This window comes from uncultured Parabacteroides sp. (genome assembly GCF_905196875.1).
In the GTDB taxonomy this organism is placed as follows: domain Bacteria; phylum Bacteroidota; class Bacteroidia; order Bacteroidales; family Tannerellaceae; genus Parabacteroides.
Genome location: NZ_CAJJWO010000084.1, coordinates 1 through 21,568, shown reverse-complemented (window position 1 = coordinate 21,568; position 21,568 = coordinate 1). Strand labels below are relative to the sequence as shown.

General features: G+C 41.4%; 21 protein-coding genes. All 21 read right to left on the bottom strand.

Going from position 1 to position 21,568, the window contains the following annotated elements:
• Positions 1–171: 171 nt before the first annotated feature.
• Entirely contained in the window at positions 172–1,179 is a 1,008-nt protein-coding gene (locus QZ076_RS19295; RefSeq protein WP_293716348.1) for a glycosyltransferase family 2 protein, read from the bottom strand.
• A 33-nt stretch (positions 1,180–1,212) separates the two neighbouring features.
• Entirely contained in the window at positions 1,213–2,121 is a 909-nt protein-coding gene (locus QZ076_RS19290) for a glycosyltransferase family 2 protein (RefSeq protein WP_293716345.1), read from the bottom strand.
• Positions 2,121–2,717 carry a putative colanic acid biosynthesis acetyltransferase gene (locus tag QZ076_RS19285; protein WP_293716342.1) on the bottom strand — a complete coding sequence of 199 codons (597 nt, stop codon included), beginning with the start codon at positions 2,715–2,717 and terminating at the stop codon, positions 2,121–2,123. The genes QZ076_RS19290 and QZ076_RS19285 overlap by 1 nt, the downstream gene beginning before the upstream one ends.
• A 28-nt stretch (positions 2,718–2,745) precedes the next feature.
• A complete protein-coding gene (locus tag QZ076_RS19280) occupies positions 2,746–3,555 on the bottom strand; it encodes a hypothetical protein (protein ID WP_293716339.1) in 810 nt (269 codons plus the stop codon).
• Positions 3,556–3,584: 29 nt separating this feature from the next.
• Positions 3,585–4,733: a hypothetical protein gene (locus tag QZ076_RS19275; RefSeq protein ID WP_293716336.1), complete on the bottom strand. Its 1,149-nt coding sequence runs from the start codon at positions 4,731–4,733 to the stop codon at positions 3,585–3,587.
• 5 nt (positions 4,734–4,738) lie between these two features.
• Positions 4,739–7,078: a tyrosine-protein kinase gene (locus QZ076_RS19270; RefSeq protein ID WP_293716333.1), complete on the bottom strand. Its 2,340-nt coding sequence runs from the start codon at positions 7,076–7,078 to the stop codon at positions 4,739–4,741.
• Between the two features lie 6 nt (positions 7,079–7,084).
• Positions 7,085–7,864 carry a polysaccharide biosynthesis/export family protein gene (locus tag QZ076_RS19265; RefSeq protein ID WP_293716330.1) on the bottom strand — a complete coding sequence of 260 codons (780 nt, stop codon included), beginning with the start codon at positions 7,862–7,864 and terminating at the stop codon, positions 7,085–7,087.
• A gap of 6 nt (positions 7,865–7,870) precedes the next feature.
• Positions 7,871–8,149 carry an HU family DNA-binding protein gene (locus QZ076_RS19260; protein ID WP_293716327.1) on the bottom strand — a complete coding sequence of 93 codons (279 nt, stop codon included), beginning with the start codon at positions 8,147–8,149 and terminating at the stop codon, positions 7,871–7,873.
• A gap of 17 nt (positions 8,150–8,166) precedes the next feature.
• Positions 8,167–9,270: a glycosyltransferase gene (locus tag QZ076_RS19255; protein ID WP_293716351.1), complete on the bottom strand. Its 1,104-nt coding sequence runs from the start codon at positions 9,268–9,270 to the stop codon at positions 8,167–8,169.
• Between the two features lie 46 nt (positions 9,271–9,316).
• Positions 9,317–10,039 carry a hypothetical protein gene (locus QZ076_RS19250; RefSeq protein ID WP_293716324.1) on the bottom strand — a complete coding sequence of 241 codons (723 nt, stop codon included), beginning with the start codon at positions 10,037–10,039 and terminating at the stop codon, positions 9,317–9,319.
• Positions 10,040–10,071: 32 nt separating this feature from the next.
• Entirely contained in the window at positions 10,072–11,292 is a 1,221-nt protein-coding gene (locus tag QZ076_RS19245) for a CHC2 zinc finger domain-containing protein (RefSeq protein ID WP_293716321.1), read from the bottom strand.
• Between the two features lie 36 nt (positions 11,293–11,328).
• Positions 11,329–12,165, bottom strand: coding sequence for an FkbM family methyltransferase (locus tag QZ076_RS19240; protein ID WP_293716318.1), 837 nt, complete (start codon positions 12,163–12,165; stop codon positions 11,329–11,331).
• A 49-nt stretch (positions 12,166–12,214) separates the two neighbouring features.
• The gene (locus tag QZ076_RS19235; RefSeq protein WP_293716315.1) at positions 12,215–13,588 is read right to left on the bottom strand and encodes a DnaB-like helicase C-terminal domain-containing protein; all 1,374 of its coding nucleotides are present in this window, start codon (positions 13,586–13,588) and stop codon (positions 12,215–12,217) included.
• The gene (locus QZ076_RS19230) at positions 13,576–14,070 is read right to left on the bottom strand and encodes a hypothetical protein (protein WP_293716312.1); all 495 of its coding nucleotides are present in this window, start codon (positions 14,068–14,070) and stop codon (positions 13,576–13,578) included. The genes QZ076_RS19235 and QZ076_RS19230 overlap by 13 nt, the downstream gene beginning before the upstream one ends.
• Positions 14,071–14,386: 316 nt before the next feature.
• Positions 14,387–14,785, bottom strand: coding sequence for a hypothetical protein (locus tag QZ076_RS19225; RefSeq protein ID WP_293716309.1), 399 nt, complete (start codon positions 14,783–14,785; stop codon positions 14,387–14,389).
• Positions 14,786–14,974: 189 nt separating this feature from the next.
• Positions 14,975–15,988, bottom strand: a complete 1,014-nt coding sequence (locus QZ076_RS19220) for a glycosyltransferase family 52 (RefSeq protein ID WP_293716306.1) — start codon at positions 15,986–15,988, stop codon at positions 14,975–14,977.
• Position 15,989: 1 nt separating this feature from the next.
• Positions 15,990–16,682 (bottom strand): acylneuraminate cytidylyltransferase family protein, encoded by a 693-nt coding sequence (locus tag QZ076_RS19215; RefSeq protein WP_293716303.1) that lies wholly within the window; start codon positions 16,680–16,682, stop codon positions 15,990–15,992.
• A gap of 38 nt (positions 16,683–16,720) precedes the next feature.
• Positions 16,721–17,422 carry an acyltransferase gene (locus QZ076_RS19210; RefSeq protein WP_293716300.1) on the bottom strand — a complete coding sequence of 234 codons (702 nt, stop codon included), beginning with the start codon at positions 17,420–17,422 and terminating at the stop codon, positions 16,721–16,723.
• 4 nt (positions 17,423–17,426) lie between these two features.
• Positions 17,427–18,569 carry a UDP-N-acetylglucosamine 2-epimerase gene (gene neuC, locus QZ076_RS19205; protein ID WP_293716297.1) on the bottom strand — a complete coding sequence of 381 codons (1,143 nt, stop codon included), beginning with the start codon at positions 18,567–18,569 and terminating at the stop codon, positions 17,427–17,429.
• A 2-nt stretch (positions 18,570–18,571) separates the two neighbouring features.
• Positions 18,572–19,615, bottom strand: a complete 1,044-nt coding sequence (locus QZ076_RS19200; protein ID WP_293716294.1) for an N-acetylneuraminate synthase family protein — start codon at positions 19,613–19,615, stop codon at positions 18,572–18,574.
• A gap of 8 nt (positions 19,616–19,623) precedes the next feature.
• On the bottom strand, positions 19,624–20,787 hold the full coding sequence (locus tag QZ076_RS19195) for an OmpA family protein (RefSeq protein ID WP_293716291.1): 1,164 nt from the start codon (positions 20,785–20,787) through the stop codon (positions 19,624–19,626).
• Positions 20,788–21,568: the final 781 nt, after the last annotated feature.

The window sequence follows — 21,568 nt, the reverse complement described above, 5'->3', positions numbered from 1 at the left end:
AACAAGCCTCAAGGTAAGGGGCAACATTATATACCGGTACAATAATTGAAACTTTTATATCCATTTGTTATCTAATTTATTATTACTTAATCACATTTACCTGCAATTATAAGCATCACACAATATTTTTTGATTTTTTCCCGATCTGTACGATAATACAACGCAGCAGACTCAACTTCTTTTAAACCTTTTATTCCAATGACCCAAAAACTTACGCCATAAAAAAATTACAGGCAAATATATCTTTAGTATCAAGCGACCTACAAAAGGACATAGAAAAGATACACCTGTAATTAAATAAAAATCTTTTCTTCTCCTCCATAAAAGGGCCCTTTGTTCTTCCTTACTCCAATAATAATCATACAAAATTGTTTTAACCTCTATCTCCTTACGATAAATGCCATTCAGAAAATAATAATAAAACATCAAATAGACTTCCTCTCTAACTGACTGACTATAAGCATATCTATCTAAAAGAAAAAATATAGACTTTATCATATCAAGCCTACGTTTCCTGTATACTTCCTTCTGATTTGTTATCGATCCTGGTCGCGAAACATAATTATACAAAAAAATATCAACAACTATCGATTTCCTTACTTTTAAGCAGATTTGCATAAGTAAAAATAAATCTTCTCCCAAAGAAACCGGAAAGTAAACAATCCCATCAAACAAAGATTTCTGCATCAATTTACCCCAAATAGACCATCTGTTATGATGAAGCGCATAAAATAATAAATCCTCTCCAGATAATCCATTCAACAGACTATTCCCCTTAATCTTTTGTTTACAGATACGACTATCATCCTCACTAACAAAATAATATCCACACTCAGCATAATCAGATCCACTTTTTATAATTTCACGATAAAGCACTTCTATCGCATTCACTTCCAGATAATCATCTCCATCCAGATGAAAGACATATTCACCACAAGCCGCCTCCAACCCTGATTTACGAGCATAAATCAATCCTTGATTTTCTTTTGTAATGACTTTAATACGATCATCTTTTTCTGCATACCTTTTGATGATACCGGGAGACTCATCTGTAGATCCGTCATCAACAACAACGATTTCTATATCACGAAATGTCTGATTAATACAAGATAATAAACAAGCCTCAAGGTAAGGGGCAACATTATATACCGGTACAATAATTGAAACTTTCATATCCATTTGTTATCTAATTTATTATTACTTAAATCACATTTACCTGCAATTATAAACATCACTCAAATAATTTTTGATTTTCTCCCTGTCTGTAAAGAAACAATGCTTTATTTCAAAAACTTTAGCATCGACCAAGGTCCTGTACCACCACCCTTGCAGGAAATGCCATAAAAAGCCTTCTTTACCTTCCAGGAAACCCGCTTTAAGAAAGTAACGATAACAGAAATAAACAAACGCACGCCAGAAAAGAGGCATACGCGCATAACGATGTTTTTTTCGTCTCTTATCCATAGCCTGAGCGGTTAAAATTTTCTGATCATCTGATAGCGATGTTCCATATATATCCAGTTCGATATCCAACAAATCAGCCGCCTCACGAACAGCATACCCCACATGTTTATTACAGAACCAGGATAGATTATTTAGATTATGATCGACAAAATCCTCTTCAAAATTGATTGCAGTACCCTCCAGCAACTGAATATGTTCATCCATCAGCCGTTGTTCACAAATCGCTTTACCATAACGAAACATACGAAGTAAATAAACAGGATAGATTCCCCGTTTCATCCATTTGCCCAGGAAATAATGTCGCCTTTTAAAAACAATACCGGATATATTCTCTGGTAAGAATGACACTCGCTCTGATAATTCCCTGATCAATGCAGGCAGCAAATATTCATCCGCATCCAGACGAAGCACCCATTTTGTTCGGATAGGAGCATGTTCCAAGGCCCAATTAAATTGTTTAGCATAGTTATTTTCCCATTTATTTTGCAGAATCGTCACTTTTTCATATTTGCTTGCAATTAAAAGTGTTCGGTCCGTAGAATAACTATCTATTATAAAAATATTCCTTACTAAAGGATATATATTTTCTATACAACGACAAATATGTATTTCCTCATTATAAGTAAGGATGATAACAGAGATATCCAGCTCTTTCATTATTTAGTAATCAAGGATGACAAATTGGTATTTCTTATAACTCTTTTTTTTATTATTTTGGCAGGATTACCTCCTACTACGGTCCACGGATCGACATCTTTAAAGACACAAGCCCGGGCTCCAACTATGGCCCCCTGTTTAATTCTTGTTCCCATTCCGACAAAAGCCTCTGTTGCTATCCAAACCTGATCTTCAATGACAATAGGTGCCGTTATCAATGAATGAAACCGATCCGTTATATCATGGGACGAAGCACATAAATAACTTTTTTGAGATATGGTAGAATGTTCTCCGATTTTAACTAAAGCGGTATTATAACAGTCTACATAAGGTGCCAGGCAGGAGTAAGCCCCCATCTCTAAATTCCAGGGAGCCCATATTCTTACCGAAGAATAGATATGTGCTTTTGGATCTAGTTTTGCTCCCCAAAGACGGAGCAAGAACAATCTCCAGGGATTAAACAATGTCAGACTAAAAGGGCGGAAGGCTATTCTATATACTATATTCCAGCTAAAACGGCCAATCTTATTTTTTAAATCCAACTTATTTTTATACAGCGATAAATCGACTAATAATTCTTCTCTTTTATTTGACATAACTATAATACGGATAAGATTATTTTTTTCAGAACCAGAAGAAGGGAATAAACCATCTTATAAAATTACCTGTTAAACGTTTTACTTTTCCGATAAAAGAATCTTGATTCTTTGTAAATGTTACCGCCTTCACATTCGATCCTTCAATTCCACCAAAGTGAGGTTCTCTTCTAAAACGACAAACAATATGATATTTATTTCGCAAAGACTTCACCAGATTATACATTATCCCCTCTAGCATAATGCCTCCATAATCGTTCAACTGTACATATTTATCAGAAATATTTTCCTGATAAAAAGGAACTGTAGTTGCAAATAATCTTACGTCAGCCGCATGTCCACACATATGTAACCGTAAAAAATCATATAACTTATGATCTTTAATATCAATATATAAATCGACATTATTTCTCCTTATCAAATCACTGGAAACATCTATAAAATATCGAATATTATAAATAGGATATCGACCTGTCACTTTTACAAAAGCTTTAGCTTTCCGTATAAACTCAGACTTCTTTATGGCTTCATTTATCAATAACAATTCATTATATCCTTTCCCTTTGCTTATATCAAAAAAAGCAGGATCTAAAGAAATAAATTCAATAGACAAACCGACAAATTCCTGAACCTGTATACTAAACCGTTGCAAATCCCATCCGGAATTTTCAACAAATACGATTTTATAGTTATCTTTCTTCTTTTCTAACAATTTCTGTTTGTAAAAAAGAATTGTTTCCAAATACATTTTTTCTCGTTCTGCATCTGAGAAACAAGCTCCCTTCATATTCCTGGTACTGACAGAAGCGGTCATTAGCAGAGGTATTTTATTGACCATAATAAAATATGTGTTTTATAAAATATTTTTTATTTGATTATATGCAATAAATTAGACAGATTAGTCTTTTCCAATATTGCTAATTCATGAGCATAGCATTTGGCATTCTCTTTCTTCTGCAGAATGGTATCCTTTGTCAGTTCCTTTAAAAAGCGCGATATATAATCTATCATAGCGTCTGAATCCGATATCAACCAAATTGCTCCGGAAAACATACAAGCTCCTTCCGATTTATCATTCGCATTATATAAAACAGGCAGTCCGCAACATATTGCACTGACAACTTTCGACGGTACACAAACATGATTCCATGCAGGCAATAGAGAAGCCACACAGATGTCTATATATTGCATATCTGTCAGAGCGATATATTCAAGTTGGATTACCGACTCAAAAACACTTGCTTCCTTCAGCACTTGTTGTGCTTTTGCTCCATATAAACGAAGTAATATCAAATGTTTTTCAGGATCCAGTTGTCTGATCAGTTCCAAAAGAAACACATCATTATGGGCTTCTCCGATATTTCCTGCATAACAGAAAATAATTTTATCCCGGTTAGCTTTCCGCCAAAGTGGCTCATCCGCTTCCTCTTTCGGACATATTCCGCAAGGCAATACGATATGAGGAATAAAAGACTGCTTATATTGCCGGCATAGATAACGGTATTGTTGTTCACCCAAAGTGATCAGGAAATCAGGAATATGATCATAAACAAAAGAAGAAAGTATCCGGTATGCGGGATTATTACAAGAAACTAATCCCGCTGAAACGAATGCCTCCGGATATAAATCCATCGTCCAAAAGACCAGTTTACTTTGAGTAAATGGACGGAATAAGATCGCCCAGATATTAATCAAAGAAGGATCAGTCAATACAATCTTTAGCTGATGATGCGGTAGCAACATAGAGTAAGCCATCAATCGAAAACCATCTACAAGATTGCCTAACAAACGAAGCCATTTATTTGTACCGCTATAAAAATCGGGTAATTCGATCGTCCGGTAAGGTAATTTCTCACATTGTTGCGAAATCTGTCCCTTGTAAGGGGCATGAATGGAAAGAACGATCACATCGACCTCATTTTCCCATAAATAATCAGCCAGTTTACGAACCGGACGTCCGGTAGCCGAAGGATGAAGTGCGCCGTATTTATTGATTATGACGACTCTTTTTTGCATGTAGATTAAGAGTTAGGGGATCCATAATAACTTCCTCCATAACCATAGCCATAATATCCGTAACCATAGCCATAGCCGGCATGTTTATTCCGTGCATCATTCAGCAACACAGAGAGATGTGGCAACTTACCTTCGGTATACAAGCTCTCAACATCCGGTAACCGCCGTCTATCCATCAAACCTTCGCGTATTACATAAATACACAGATCGACAACACGACTGATAATCGGAGCATCCGCCACCATACCGTAAGGAACCGCATCGATAACGACATATTCATAACGCTCCTTTAATTGCTCGACCAACTCATCCAACCGCTGTCCCAACAACAATTCGGAAGGATTGGGCGGAATAGGCCCGGAAGTAATGACATCCAGTTCTTCAAATCCCTTATAAGGATATATCAATTGACTAAGATCAGTTATCTTGCCAGACAAATAGTGAGTTAGCCCTGGTAATATATGGCCATCATCATCCTTCTTCGACCCCTTGCGGAGATCCATTTCCAGCAAAATAGTCCGTTTACCCGCCAACACCAGAGAGGCCGCTAGATTATTCGATATAAACGACTTTCCTGCAGCCGGATTGGAAGATGTCAACATCAAGACTTGTGATTTTTTTTGTTTATCCACCATAAAATCAATATTAGTCCGCACAATACTAAATGCTTCCGATACTTCATCCCTATGCTGCTTACCGACCACCATTTCTTTTTTCTTCCGGTTATGCGGTATCTCTCCCAGGAAAGGAATGCTCAGGTTATCTTCAATATCTTTTCGTCCCCGCACCGTTACATCCAGCATCGGGCCCAGATAGAAACACAATCCAGGAATAAACAATCCGGCAAGTAACGCTCCGAATAAAATAACCAAAGAGCTAGCTCCTGCCGTACCGACTCCGTAAGCCGGGTCAACTATATGAAGATTACTCTCGGCTGTAGCAGACGACAACGCATTCTCCTCACGTTTATTTAGCAAATAGAGGAATAGATCTTCTTTAATTTTCTGCTGACGCTCTACCGAAAGTACATATCGCTGTTGTGTCGGTATATTGCTGATCCTGCCGATTTCCAGTAACCTCATCCGTTCGGCATAATCCAGTTTCATATCGATTTCTCCTTTAGCATTTTTCAGACTCAGGCTGATCACCCGGCGCAGGGAAACTATTTCATTTGTCAACGACTTGACTGCTGGGCTCTCATCTCCAGCGTTTTCTCGTAACTTCTCCCGTTCCAGTATAGATGTGTTGTATCTGCTGAATAATACTTCTTGTCCTTCGCTCAGTATACCGGTATTAGCAGGTAGAAGAGATTCATTTTTTAGCGGATCATGTAAATACTGCTGAACAAGTTCGATCAGATCTTTTTGTCCGGTCAGGTTGATCACATCCCTATCATACCGGCTTCGGTTTTCCAAAGCGACTTTTGCTTCTATACCAAAGTTTGCCAATTTGTTTTGCTTCCGATAATCCTCAATGTCACTCTCTACATTTCCCAGTTCCTCATTAATCAACTGCAATCGTTCATCAATAAAGAGTGCCGTGCTTTGTATAATCTGATTTTTATCCTTCATCGACTCATCCACATATGCGCGCACCAACGTATTCAGTATATCGTCTGCCCTTGCCGACTCTGTGTCCTGATAAGTCAATGTCAATAAATTAGCCTCTTTAATGGAACGTTCCACTTCCAGTTTACTTAACAGGGAGGAAACGAGCGATTTATGTTCATGACAGGTAATAAGCACCGGGACATTCAGCCATTCTGTATTAAAAAAAGAAGTTCGGCTCACAACTATCTTTCCGATCGGAGTGATAACTTCCGCACCGAAATTATATTCCATTACGCCATCCGGATCATCATCCAATCCTTTTATTTTGTAACAACTGTCCGACTGCGGTATAATCGAGAAAAGAACCGGTTTGCTAAAGGTTGAATCCGGAAAATCAATCCGTATCGGCATATCCGTATACATCTCTCTCATTTTCAACCCATCGTCTACAGCATATCCGATTTCCAATCCCAACTGTCGGATCACATCTCCCATCAGTAAACGTGACTTGAAAACCAGTGCTTCTCCATCAATACTCATATTCATTTCACTATTGGCAAACATCTGTTTTTCATTGAAAGCCTCTTCTGTTTTCACTTTGTTTTTTAGCTGTACGATCGCTCTCCGTTTATAGACCACCGGAACAGTCTTTATATAAACATAAGCACCTCCCACACATAAAAAAACAGATAAGGCAAACCAATACCATTTCGTTAACAGGACATCCAGAATTGTCCGGAGATTGAATTCATCCACCAGCTTGAAACTGTCCGTATAAGGGTTCTGTTCTTTCATATTCTTTTATTTAAATATCAAAACACTCATCGAGGCCAGGAAAGAAATAAGCGTGATCCAGGTTCCCACATTCGTAAACTGGTTCTGTACACTCGTCTCTGCCCGGACCCGGTTCGGTTCCACATACACCATATCATTTTGTTTTAAATAATAATCGGGAGATTGGAAAATATCCCTCGAACGCAGGTCATGATATAGGATTGTTCGTACCCCATTCGTCTCCCGGATAACAGCCACCCGGTTACGCCGCCCATGAATAGTCAGGTCACCAGCCATACTCAAGGCTTCAAACAAGGTTATGCGTTCTGAAGAGATGCTGTAAGTACCCGGATTACTGACTTCTCCAAGTATCGAGATACGGAAATTCAGAAAACGGACTGTAACGACCGGAGCTTTTATATACCCTTCTTTCTCCAGACGGTTTTGAATCAGACCGATTAACTCTCGCCGGGTCAAACCGGTTACTTTTATTTCCCCGAGCAGTGGGAAATTGATCGTCCCGTCTGCTTCTACCAGATATCCGGAACTATTTCCCCCACCCATGCCCCCATTATTATCGTACTGACTGCCATATCGCAGAAAAGGACGCAGCAATTCAGGATTCGGACAACTCACATTTATATCCAGCAAATCATCTTTTTGTATCTTTAAAGTAACCGTATCGATCACTGTCGCTTTATTCAATAAATCCTCCCCTTGCAAATAGGCAATATCCTTTACGGATCCGCAAGAGCTCAACAGACAGACTAATATCCATCCCCAAAATACCTCCCAGGCTTTTCCCATATTCAATTATTTTTCATTTATTTTCTCAATCAATCCTTTTCCAGGCTTGAATTTCACACTTACACGACTGGGGATCGTACACTCCTTACCGCTTCTGGGATTACGTCCTAAACGTTCGGTCTGTTGCCAAGGCATATAATGTCCGAAATTCTGGATGATAACAGACTTATCGTGCGATATCGACTCACATATCACATCGTTCATCGTGTCTATAAAACACAGAGTTTGTGTAACAGTCGTAGACATGCGACTTGCAATTTCTTTGGCTAATTCAATCTTGTTCATTTTTATTCGTATTTGTTTCAATCATATACAAATTCAGGTTTATCTCCTTGCCCGGCTACCCAGTCATACAACTGTTCCATCTGACGGGAGACGACATCCACCGAGTATTTATCCAATACCAACTGACGTCCGCGCTTACCCATTTCATATAGCGTATTTTCATCCATAGACAAAAGATCCTTAACTTGTCCGGTTAATGTATCGATATCATTGTTTACCCAACGCCCACACCGATATGTTTCCAAATCCTGCCAGGGAGAGCCTGTCGAAGCGATAACCGGTATTTCCTGAAGCAAGGCTTCAGGTGTGATAATACCGCAATTTTCAAAATCACTGGGAACTACAAGGCAAGTCAAAGAAGCCAGCAGACGGTTCTTTTTCTCGCCCGTGACAAAACCTTCAAATTTCACTCTCTGCAGTTTCAATCGCTCTGTTTCCTTTTTTAGGAATTGTATATATTCAGGATCTCCGTCACCCATAATCAACAGTTCGCCCGGTTCTTTCAAACGAAACCATATTTCTAATAACCTCTCCACCCTTTTGCGGGGATGCACACGTCCCAGGTAACCGATGCGTTTGATATCTTTCGGATACATCGGTTCCACCCTATCATCACATTCCATAGGGTAAGGTAGTACAGCCACAGGATTAGTAAACCCCAATGCCCGGTAATGTTCCATCTCTTCCCGACAAGTAGCATGAATACAGGCAGCTTGTTGCAACTGCCGACGCTGATAGAAGAACAAAGAAGTTTTCTTTTTAAAAGATGATTGTACCAAAGCTTGCGGATAAAGGGTTCCATGCAAAGTTATCAGGTAAGGGCACCCTTGCTTTCTGGCATAGCGAGCAGTAATGTATCCCGAATACAACCATATCCCCTGGATATGATAGATATCCACATTTTCTATTCTTACCAGTTCCTGAGCGATCGCCTTCGAATAGCCGAAATGTTTCTCTTTGAAACCAAAACGGGGAACATAACGAATGGAAGGATCATTCGATACAGCTACCTCTCCCGAAGCCGGTTGGTTTGTCACTATCTCTACATCCATTCCCAACGATCTTATTCCTTGCATTGTTAATAATACAGTACGCGTAGGACCTCCATGAGACGTACTCATGGAATTTATTACGTGAATAATTTTCATTTTTATATTTCTATTTTAATTATGAGGTTTTATATTTTCGGAATAATTCCATATCTTCAGGATAGAGTTCCTCGATCATCGCATACATATAATCAGGTATTTCATAAGCTTTTGCTATCGATAGACGAGTCAGGTATTCCGATAAGTCAAAAATATCCAATAATTTCTCCCAGTCGGTTTCCGATTCATAATAGAGAACTTCAACATCTTTACCCCAAAAATAACTTTGTGGGTTCAGCCAGGGGATTTTTTTGCTTCGTATGAATAAGTCTTGTTTCGGGCGTTCAAAAGACAAAATTTGTTTACAACAATACTCTGGTGAAACAGTGAAAAGTTTCACCAGAGTATGATTATATGTCCCTGGACATATACTTCGAAAAAAAGTATTTTTTATTCTTGATTCTATTCCATTTTTATCTATTCTTGCATAAGGAATTTCAATAAAACCAAGTTTTATAAAGCCTATCAAATGCAGCTTAACCTCCTTGACTGCCGAATAAAAACGACTATACGGGTTACGTACCATCATTACGATCCTATAATCTTTCCAATCCGGAATAAAACGGTATAAATCCGAATAGGTAATATGTCCCAGGTCTGTACCATATCGAGAGTCATATATTTTCCACCATTTCGTAGCTTCCGACTCTCCATATTTTTCAATATAAATATCTCTCAGAAATGTTCCTCCGCATTTCGGATTATGCAGGTATATCACCTTGCGGCCGTTGTCTACAATCATATTTTTAAATTCATTTTACTTCATATTCTGATTTATTCCAATAGCCAATCCGCCTTCATCACCGGCGAATGCACCAGGCGAGTCGTAACCTTTCCCAGCCGCCTATATAAAGGGAGCATTTGAGAAAACAGTTCCGAACGTTCTGCAACCGTTAGCGCCAGGCTCAGTTCAGACAATAACTGTTTTACTTGTTTCAGCAAGTCGGTTTCATAGATCTCCAGCCGGCTGTAACGGGTTGCTTTTTTCAGATATTCGACAAATGCCTTCTTTCCAATCGCATGTAAAAAAGAATCCGGATCATGCTCCGGTTCAAGAATGATACGGCCTACGGAAAAACCTTTTCCTACCAGCAGCCGTGCCGATTTATAACCATTCGTCTGGCCGGCATCGTCACTGTCGAGCATGACGATCACAGTACGAGTATAACGGTGAAGCAATTCAGCATGCTCGACAGTCAGAGCAGTCCCACACAAAGCTACCGTATTACAAAACCCGGCAGCATACATGGCCAGTACATCCTTATATCCTTCCGTGATATAGACAAAACCATGCCGGTGGATCGCTTCCTGCGCCTGATAGAGGCCATATAAGAGGGTACTTTTATGATATACTGCACTGTTCGACGAGTTCATATATTTTCGGATATCCGTACCTTTCGTCTCACCCCGGTAACGGCCGGCAAAGGCCACCAACACGCCTTGTTCATTACGGATCGGAAAAACAATACGGTTACATAGGTAAGTATAATCATACGGTAAAAAGGAGGATGCCTGTCCTACTTCGAACAATTTATAGGTATCACGCAACACTTCATCTTCGGGCACATATGCTTCCAACAACTCCAGGACTCTCCGGTGGCTACGCAACAAGGCTTCGATATACACCCGGCTGACCGGTTCCGGCTTATCTCCTGCAACCGGTAGCGGTTTCCTCTTTACCGGAGGGTATTCAATCGGCCGGTAATCGTCCGTATCCGACAGGCCATACCATCCGGCCAACTTCTTCAGGGCCGTACGGAAGTCGCATCCCTCCATTTTCTGAACAAATTTGAACAGGTCTCCCCCTTCACCGCAGGCAAAACACTTGTAATATTGCTCCTTCACGTTGATATGCAGCGACGGATGCCGGTCATCGTGAAAAGGACAAAGACCGATCAACGTCTTTGCTGAACTTCCGCTCCGTTGCAGAGGAAGGTAACGTTCCACTACCTCCTCCAAACAGACCTTTTGTTTTATCTGACCTTTCAGATTCATTCTGTAAGAATTTATTTAGTCAAAGTAGCACTCCAACTACCTATCACACCTTCGGGCATGTGTATCATACCATCCAAAACCTAATATGCGATAATAAATTTTGCCAAATAAATTTTTATGCCATCTAGCATATCTGTCATCCGGTCCCCAGAATTTATATTTCAGAAAAATCCAACGATAAATCAGCAATATTTTCTTTCTTTTCATCCATCCGGATATAGGAAGATCTTTTCCAAAGGCTCCCGAAGAAGCTATAGGAAATACATATCCAACAAAACGTCCTTCTTTCGTATCAAGAGGTTCTTTTGAATTTGGTATTTTTGCCTGATTTACTGCTTGAAAGGAATTATAGCCTAATTCACACAACAAGTTAAATTCCTCTTTCAATTTCCTAAAATCAACCTTATTTGATTCCAATGAAACAAAATCAGGTCTTTCCCGGAATAAAAGCAATGCTTTCAAACAAAGAATATCCATTCCCTCGATATCTATTTTCAAATAATAAGGGATTCCATATCGATTTAAACACGCGGCAAAATCTGTAACGGGAACTTCTATCATACAACTGGGTTTTCCTGATCGTTCATTCCTGTCAACCCAGTTCTGACAAACGGTTCCCCATTCACTATTCCCCTTGTTTTCAAAAAATCGCACCTTCTCTTTTTTTTCTGTTGCCAACGCTGGATCTACAATTGCACCTTCAACGATTATTAATTGTCCGGAATTAATCTCATCTCGGAATCGATCTTTACAGAATAGTATCAATTGCGGATCAGCTTCAAAAGCAATCACCTTAAATCCTTTTTTGAGATAATAATCGGTATCATTGCCTTTATGCATACCAACATCATAAATTAAATTTTTTTGTACCATTTCGAATTACTTTTTTATAAATATCATAATCTCCATCTTTTTTTAGGCATTATATTACCTTCGGATCATAATCCGTCAAACAGGTCAATGCCGGATTATAGCGGAAACGGGCTGTTCCTGTCGCCCCGTTGCGGTTCTTGGCCAGAAACAACAACCCGACGCCTCTCAGGTCTTCCCGCGTCTTCGGATCGTGCGTTATGCCGTATTTTTCGGAACGATAGACGAATATCACCACATCGGCCACCTGCTCGATCGCACCCGAATTACGTAAGTCGCTCAATACCGGGAAATAAGGGGCCGTACGACGTTCGCTCTCCCGGTTCATCTGCGCCAGCAATACCACCGGTATATCCATCTCTTCGGCCATCAACTTAATTTTTCGTACGATATTTCCCAAAGCCAGGTCCGTAGTCTCCTGCAACTGGCTTTTCGACAACACGATATTGATCAGGTTCAGATAGTCGATAAACAACACGTCCAACTTTCCCTGCTTATATAGTATCTGTGCCTTGGCACGTATATCTTCCACCGTATCGCTGCCACAATACTCCAATGTTATGGGCAAACGGCCTAGCTCTTCCTGCGCCTTTTCCAGACGCAGACGGTCGGATACCGAAGTCCCTCTGAAACGCAGGCAATTGGCGTCTATCCCGCTGATCATCGACAGCAAGCGGAGCACGATCTGCTCCTTGTTCATCTCCACACTGAAGAAAGCCACCGCTTTTCCCTGGCGTGCCGCATTCAGCGCCATCCATAAAGCCACCGCCGATTTACCCATCGAAGGACGTCCCGCCAGAACCGTCAGTTCGCCCTTATACAATCCGCCCGACAAACGGTCGAGTTCCGACACACCCGTATAAACCTGGTCATGTACACCGGCTTCTCGATCCGCCTGTCTTTGATAAGACAAGTCCAATGCCCTGCGTGCCACCTGTCCGGCCGCCTCGAGGGTAAAAGCCGGAACCATTTCATCCTGCAACGCACAAACCAGCGCATCCAGTTCATTCAGCAGCTCCGCTATATCGGTGTCGGGCCGTAAAGCCTTTACCTGTTTCTCCTGCAACGAAGTGAGCAGGCTGCGGAGAATATAGCAGCGCACCAGCTGGTCGGCATGTACGCGGATATGATGGTCGGTACGCACATCGAGCAACATGCCCGAAAGAAACGAAAGCCCGTTGAGCCGCATATAAGCCGGATAGTCGAGCCGCTGCATAGCCGTCTCCACCGTCAGCATGTCGACCGGCTGACCGGCGGAAGCCAGCGAAAGAATCGCTTCATACACAAAACGCAGGTCGGGATGGCTGAACATCTCGCTACGCAAACGTCCGTTCACGTCGTATACTGCATCCGGGCTGGTAAGCAACCCGGCAATTACAGCCTGTTCCATCGGGAGATTTACCCGGTTCAGATTCAGTTTGTCCATCCTTGTCCCCCCTTAGAAGATTGATAAAACTGTCCGGCCTGATCCAGGAGACCCGACCCGATATCCGGCAACCGGTCATCGCTCGCTGTTGCCGGTGAAGAGCTATTTGTATTCTGATTCACCACCGGCTCCCAGATAGCCAGGGCAATACGTTTATAGTTTCCCAGATCATGGACATGCAGGAAACCACGTTCTTCCAGATTCAGAAGATGTTTTTTAACCAAACGCCGATCCAGTCCGGTCAAACCGGCTATCTCGGTAAACGAAGTGATCCACTCGCCTGCCCGGCAATAGACCGACTGGTTGTTCAGGCAGACATGCCCATCACTGAAATAAGCATAGGTTAACACACACAATAACACAGCAGCCAATCCGCGTTGTTCACGACTTTCGGAAAACAAAGCCCGCAGTATAGTTCTGCCAACTTTCAGGTAACCGCTCTTGCGAAAGCTTGAAGATAACTCTTCCTTACGTTTTGTCATTTTCCCTATAGTTTTAATTAATAAATGAAACATGACAGGCGTAGACGCGCAAAAGCGGCGCTATTTGACCGATTAGATTCAAGGTGTTGAAACAACTTACAGTACATCGCTCCGACAACAGTTTGTTCCGCTCTCTTTAATATAGAATAAATATTATTTATAACTAATACAAAGAGGGGCAAGCCCAATTTTTTTAGACACTCCTGCCATCTTGCCTGACAAGAATAAAGGTAATATGCCTCCTGCAAAGACAGGAGTAATAAAAACGCCGGAAAACAAAAGCGAAAACTGTTCATTCTCAAGCCTTTTAAAATTATTATTTAAAATCGTCTTTTTTGAACTTCGCTATATAATCGAATAACTTACTGTATTCTGATAGAATCTCAGACAATTGCCTCTGAATGGTCGAAACTTCTAGCTCCAGGCCAAACCCGGCATAAAGCACTTCACTCAACGCTTTCTGGCTATCGTCTATTTTTCCGGTTTTACATAAGGCAGCCATCACGGCAAGAAACAGGTATTTATCATTCACCTGTACGAGCGGACGTCCGGCATCCTGCGGCTGGTAGCCATAATAAACCAGGATCTGTTCTTTGTAGCAGGCAAAGAATCGTTTCGCAAAAATACGCCATGATCTCTTTTCAAGAATTTCCTTTTTTTTCAGGAAACGGGCACATTCAATGATCAGTTGCTCCTTATCGGGAGCTTTATCCATGCTTTCCGCAAAACGGGGAAACGACAAATGAGTTCCTCCGCAGAAGCTGTAAAAAATTTTTTGTTCATAATTGTTCTTCCTATCGGCCGGGAAGAACAGTTTCGCTTTGTACGTTTATCCAGAAAAAAGGTATATACTTTTGATGCTGAAATAAGGTACTTTTGAATGCAAAATATTAGTATTTCACATTCAAAAGTATCCCTGTTTATTTTCGGATCCATTTGATATGCCATCATATAATCCGCGTCTTTTCGCTTCTTTAGCTAAGGCCGGAGAAACATCATATCCACTGATTATTTTCTCAACAGAATTACCCAGATTAAAAATAGCTGTCGAATTAACGCTGACTGCTCTTTTTATATGTAAACCCAAAAGCATCAATAGTTCCATCGGACAGGATGTTCGCAATATCTTTGCCTGGGGAAAATAACACGAATAATCTGTTTTTTCCCGGGGATGAACTTTTATCAATACTTTCGATTCATCATAGCCGGATAATAATTTCCGGTATATATCTATCTTTTCCTGTTCCGGAAAACATTCTCCAAAGTCTTCACTAAAAGGTTGTGTCAGTAATAAAGTTTCACAACCGACCAGTCTGTCTTTATCGAAACCTTCCGGTAGAAATACTTTCAATATATTTTCTTTTTGCTGCAAATCTTTTTGTTGCCATAGTAACTTCAGATCGATCAACTCTACTTTATGTGCAATCGGTTCCGGTATCGGCAGAATCCCGGTTAAATAGACAGTTTGTACATTCTCTGCCTGCCCCAGGATAGGATACAGATCACCCAATAACCATCGGCCTAACCACCCCGATCTAACTTTTCTTTTTTGTATAACCGATCTTTCTTTATTACAAACTATCTCATAAGAAACCACCCCGTCTTCCAGATAAAAACATACATCAAAGCATTTTAGGAAAAGGCTTGTAAACTGAAGCTCTCCTCCCAGATAAACCGGAGTCTTATGATTCAAGAAAGAATAAAAACGGATCATTGGCGAAAAAAAATAGTTACTATATAGAAAAAATGGACCTGCATTTTTTGCTACCGGTAATCGGGTGGCCACCTCTTTAGGGAAACTATCCTGAATAAAGAAAAGTGTATCCTCTGCTTTATAAGGTTCCAGCAGATAATACTGCAACAGGGCGTAAGTATTAGGTAGATATGCAATTGCCTTATATTTTTTTAAACACCACATTTTACTCCTCTGTATAATTTTCAAAATACCGGTATTTCATAGAATAATATTCTACCTCTTCAAAATTCTCTTTTGTATCGATATCCAAAGAACCGAAAGGATGGTCGACAACCAGCGAATACAAAGAGTCTCCCCGGATACGTCCGTTCAATATCAGATCACGGTGACAGATATAAAGCAGACCGTTCTCAAAATAAAGTGTTTCCATATCCTGACTACGCTGGCCAAACACAAAATTCCAGGGAACAAATTTTCCGTTGACCAAACGCCCCAGCTTCCTAACCAAAGGACTTACCGTAAACAAACTGTCGTACTGTCCGCTTTCTATATGCCTCAAGGCTTCCTCCATCATTCCTTCAGGACGAAGGGGATTCGTTGCCTGTATATGAATCATATAATCGAACTCCTTTCTCGCCGAAAGGAGTTCGGATGCAGCATGCTGCAATACGGAATCGCTCGTACACAAATCACCCGACAGTTCTTTCGGACGATCGATAACCTCAGCCCCATATTCACGGGCCACAGCAGCAATCTCTTTACTATCGGTCGATACATAAATCTCCGTATCCGGCAAAACACGCTGCGAATACAAGATAGAATGCGCCAGTAAAGGCTTACCTAACAAAGGTTGAATATTTTTACCCGGAAAACGTTTCGATCCCCCACGAGCGGCGATCAAAATTACATACTTCATACTATTTCTATTTGATTATCTCTTCGGAATAAAGTCTGTCATCTATTCCAAAAAATATTTTCACGAATTATTTTTGCCGGATTTCCTCCGACCAGACATCGAGGTGGAAAGCTTTTCGTAACTACCGAACCTGCTGCAATAACGCATCCTTCTCCAATAGTTACCCCTTTCAATATAGTGACTCCCAACCCAATCCAAACATGATCTTCTATAATAATGGGGATTACCCCCTTTTTTTCATATCCCGGATATTCAAAATGATGACCATCCGAATCCCTCATTCGTACATATGGAGCGATTACAACTCCATTTCCTATCTTAATCATTTCATAACAATACACCATCCCAAAACTATTAAATAGAACATTTTCTCCTATTATGAGCTTTGCATCTTCCAGAATACGAAAAAGACAGCCGGTTTGTATATTAACTATTCCCTCCACTTCAATAGTACTATTTCTATAAGCGACAAAATGAGTGTCAAAATAAACCGGATAAAAATTATTCCCTATCGGCTCCCAGGGACCTCCCAGACGCAAACTATCATTTTGTGCAATTCTTAACCGACAGCTTTTATGCAATTTTATATGCGCCTTTTTATAAAGCCATATTTTACGATTATATCGAATGTAGCTACTTATTTTTATTTGACTGAACAAAACAATCCAACTCTTTATTTTACGAATTGTGTTTATCAAGCAGCTTTGCTTGATAAACAATCTTACGTAAGATTGCGACATGCTATTACATTTTAGTGTATTCAATTTTATCTAAATCTCTGAATTGCTTTTGCCTGGAAGTATCCCAAAATGCAGAAGTACTCAATAAGTCCAGAAACTTTTCAGCACTATTTCCTTTGCCAAAAGTGTATTCCGGTTTTACCGCTATCTGTTCTATTCCTGCTATGCTTTCCAATATTTGTCCAGAATCTTCTGATGAATTATAAATAAAAGGAGAACAAGCCCGATTCTGCTGACGACTGCCGATATTGATGCATGGAATGCCATAAGCCGGTGCTTCACGGATACCGGCACTCGAGTTTCCGACAATAAAAGCGGCCTGTTTCAGCAATGATAAGAAGTATTCAAAACGCATCGAAGGAATCAGGCGAAAACGGGAATGACTATTTAAACGCTGATAGGCTTCCAGTATCAAATGAGAACCTAAATCATTATTCGGATATATCACGACATACTTATGCGTATCTTTCAATAAAGCATCCACCAGTTGATTGGCATGCAAAGCGGTTTGTTTATATTCAGTAGTCACCGGATGATACATCACAATTCCGTAAGTATCGTAAGGTATTTCATAATACTCTTTTACTGTTTCCAAAGCAGGCAATGCATCGGAAAACATGACATCCATATCCGGAGAACCGATTACGAAAACCGACTCTTCCTGCTCTCCCATCTGTATCAAACGGCTTCGGGCTTTTTCATTGGCTACAAAGTGGGTATGACTCAGCTTACTGACTGCATGACGGATCAGTTCGTCGATCGTTCCGGACAATTCGCCACCCTCAATATGAGCTACAAGGATATTATTCAAACTACCTGTAATGGCTCCTGCCAATGCTTCCACACGGTCACCATGAACTACAATCAGATCGACCGGATTTTCTTTCAGATAAGTAGACAAACCATCTATCGTCTTTCCCAAAGTAAGATCCATAGTCGATTCCGAAGTTTGATTCAGATACTTGAATATAGATTTACAGCCGCAACGTTCCACCTCCAGAAATGTAGATCCATACAAACGCTGCATGTGCATGCCTGTCACAAAGATCGACACTTCAAAATCCGGATGATCGTCCAACACTTTTATCAGCGACTTCAACTTTCCGAAATCAGCACGGGTACCGGTTATAAATAGTACACGTTTCATGCTCATTTTTCAATCATATCGTACAAGAGCTGCGTATCTCCCTCAATATCTACAGCCGCTTTACGGCCTAAGATACTTTCATACGATTCTGCCAGGATTCCATCCACACCGGGACGTTTCACCCAAAGATTATCCTTCGTAAAGCATTCTCCTTTTTTCACCGGACGGATCGTTACTACGGTAGCATAAGCAAAATCAATTGTCACCTGCTCTTCCGGCAGCGGCTCTTTATGACCGCCAAGCATTGAATAAATCACCCGACTTTGTCCGATCAGTTCACACGTAGTTTGTTCATCCATTGAGCAGCAGATATCCGGGCCTTTACGATCCATTCTGTCGGTAAAATGGCGTTCTACTATCGAGGCTCCTAATGCCACGGCAGACAAACAGGCCAGATTGTTTGTTGTATGATCGGACAAGCCATACACATAGCCGGGAAAAGCCTCTACCATTTCTTGCATAGCCCCCAAACGTACCAAATTGGAAGGGGTCGGATAAAGGTTGGTGGTATGCAAAAGGGCTACCGGTACACGATATTGTTTGAAAATATCTACTGCTTTGCGAATACTGTCGATGGTGTTCATGCCTGTCGATAAAATAACCGGTTTACCGAATCGGGCGATATGTTCCAGCAACGGATAATTATTGCACTCTCCCGAACCGATCTTAAACGCCGGAACATTCATTCGCTGAAGGCGGTCGGCTGCCGCACGCGAAAAGGGAGTACTGATGAAGATCATTCCTTTCGACTGCACATATTGTTGCAAGGCCATTTCATCCTCTTCCGAAAGTGCGCAACGGCTCATTATTTCGTAGATAGACACGTCGGCATTGCCGGGCACTACCTGTTTCGCCACTCCACACATTTCATCCTCTACAATATGTGTCTGATGTTTTAGCACCTCCACTCCTGCACGAGCTGCCGCATCCACCATTTCAAATGCAGTCTGCAACGAGCCTTCATGGTTGATACCCAGTTCGGCTACAACCAAAGGAGGGTGTGCCGGGCCGACAAGCCGGCCGGCTATAACTAATTCGTTTTTCATAAATATTGTTACCGTTGTATCAGAACTTCCATATTCTCACGTGCCAGTTTCGGATTCTGTGGAAGTGACTTCTTGAAATAAGACATAGCTGTTTCCTTATCGCCATCCATCAATGATAAAACTCCCAGATTATTATAAGCACGCTGATCACCGCCTACCTGATTGAAAAAATAACGGGCAGACTCGGTATCACCCTGCGACAAAGCAGCGGCGGCGGCATTCAACTGAACTACAACACACGAAGGATAAGTGTAAGCGGCCAGCTCATACACTTCCCGATATTGGTCTGTTCCCGGACGATACAGGGATGCAACACGAAAATAATCCGTTAAGGATACTTTGTCAGGTTGACTGTAAATCAGTTCTATCAACTGGAAGTTATCGGCAGAAACGATTTGCGACTGCGTTTCTACTGTCAGTTCCATACGACGCAGACGTCCGAAGAAACTCTTTTCGATATCTTTATATACAGCACCGTTATCTATTGCACGGATCTGTTTACGACGGCTATCAGGATCGTCGGTCAGTTGGAAGATTGCCAATACGCGGCTACTGTATTTCTTATCCGATTTAGAGATCAACTCTTTCAAACCGTCCCAGTCCTCTCCTACCCAGTCGACCGTAACCAGCCCGTTATCAGGCAATTTGAACTGTTTCTGCAGATAGTTTTTAAACTGGATGGAGCGATTACCCGCCAGGCGTTCGTTCTCTTTCGTATTGCCATCAGGAGAGGCATAACCGGTGATGCGGATTTTCGTTACGCCACCGCCATCAGATTGCAAAAGAGGCTTCAGATGTTCTTCCAGCTTTACCAGTTCTGCCCGATTATTACCATATCCGGGATTGACCGATACGCCTCCTGCCGGGAAATCGACATACACGGAAATATGCCGGGAAACCACCTTCGGAGCCAGTTCCTCATCCGGAGCAATGTAATTGATCATTCGGTTGTAGACTGCCTGGGCATCGATCTGCAACAAAGGTATTGCCACATTTCTCGTTGCCTGCCCGGTAGGAGTGTTTACTTCCTGTTGCTCCGGTTCCGATCCGGTTTGTGCCGTACGGGCTGCCGCATACATATCTTCCGTTACTGATTGCTTTTGGGCACTACAGGCCGGTAGAACCGCCAGCAAACCTATGCCGGCAATCCCTGCTAAAATTCTCTTTTGCATGACTTATTTTGATATTTGTTTTATGATTGTCTTTGTTTGGGTCAAGGTTTTAGGAATATGATTCGTTTGAATCGAAGTTTCAGTTTTTGTCAGATTTGAATGTTACTTTTCTCTTGAAAGAAAAGTAACCAAAAGTTCAAGGCTGCACCGGCTTCGCTGCTACGGTGAAAGACTCCGCTGTCGTCTGCGAACTCGCTACGCTCAAACAGCGCAGCCTCCCTAACGCTTCGTCTTTCCCCTTCGCGGACGCTCACCCGCCGAAGGCCTTTTAGAGAACGCAAAGCGTTCTTTTGGGATGGCCGATACCGACACCTTTCTGACAGGCAGTATCGGCAATCCTAAGAGGAAGCTCCGCTTCCTTGGAAAGGCCTCAGCTGGCGAGCGTTAAGCGCAGCAGCCGGAGTGAGCGGCAGGAGCATCCGCTGTTTGAGCGAAGCGAGTTCGGAGGCGACAGCGAATGTAGGATGCGGAGTAGCGAGACAGGTGCAGCCTTGATCTTTTGACTACTTTTGGATCAAGCCAAAAGTAGGTTCAATATTTTCTAGTTTCGAAGCTCACTTCTAGGCATGTCCTGAGTGTAGATGTAAGCCTAACAGGGCGGCACTGTCGTAAACATTGACGCGATTATAAAGTTTTTTATCTTATTAACGCCTTCTGCAATATTTACCGATAGAAAATGAAAGCCATACCCATTGTTATATGTATATATAATGGTATTTTTGCAGACTGAAGTTACGAAAAGAGTGTAATTTATTGGAAATGAGCGTAGGTTAATTGCTCT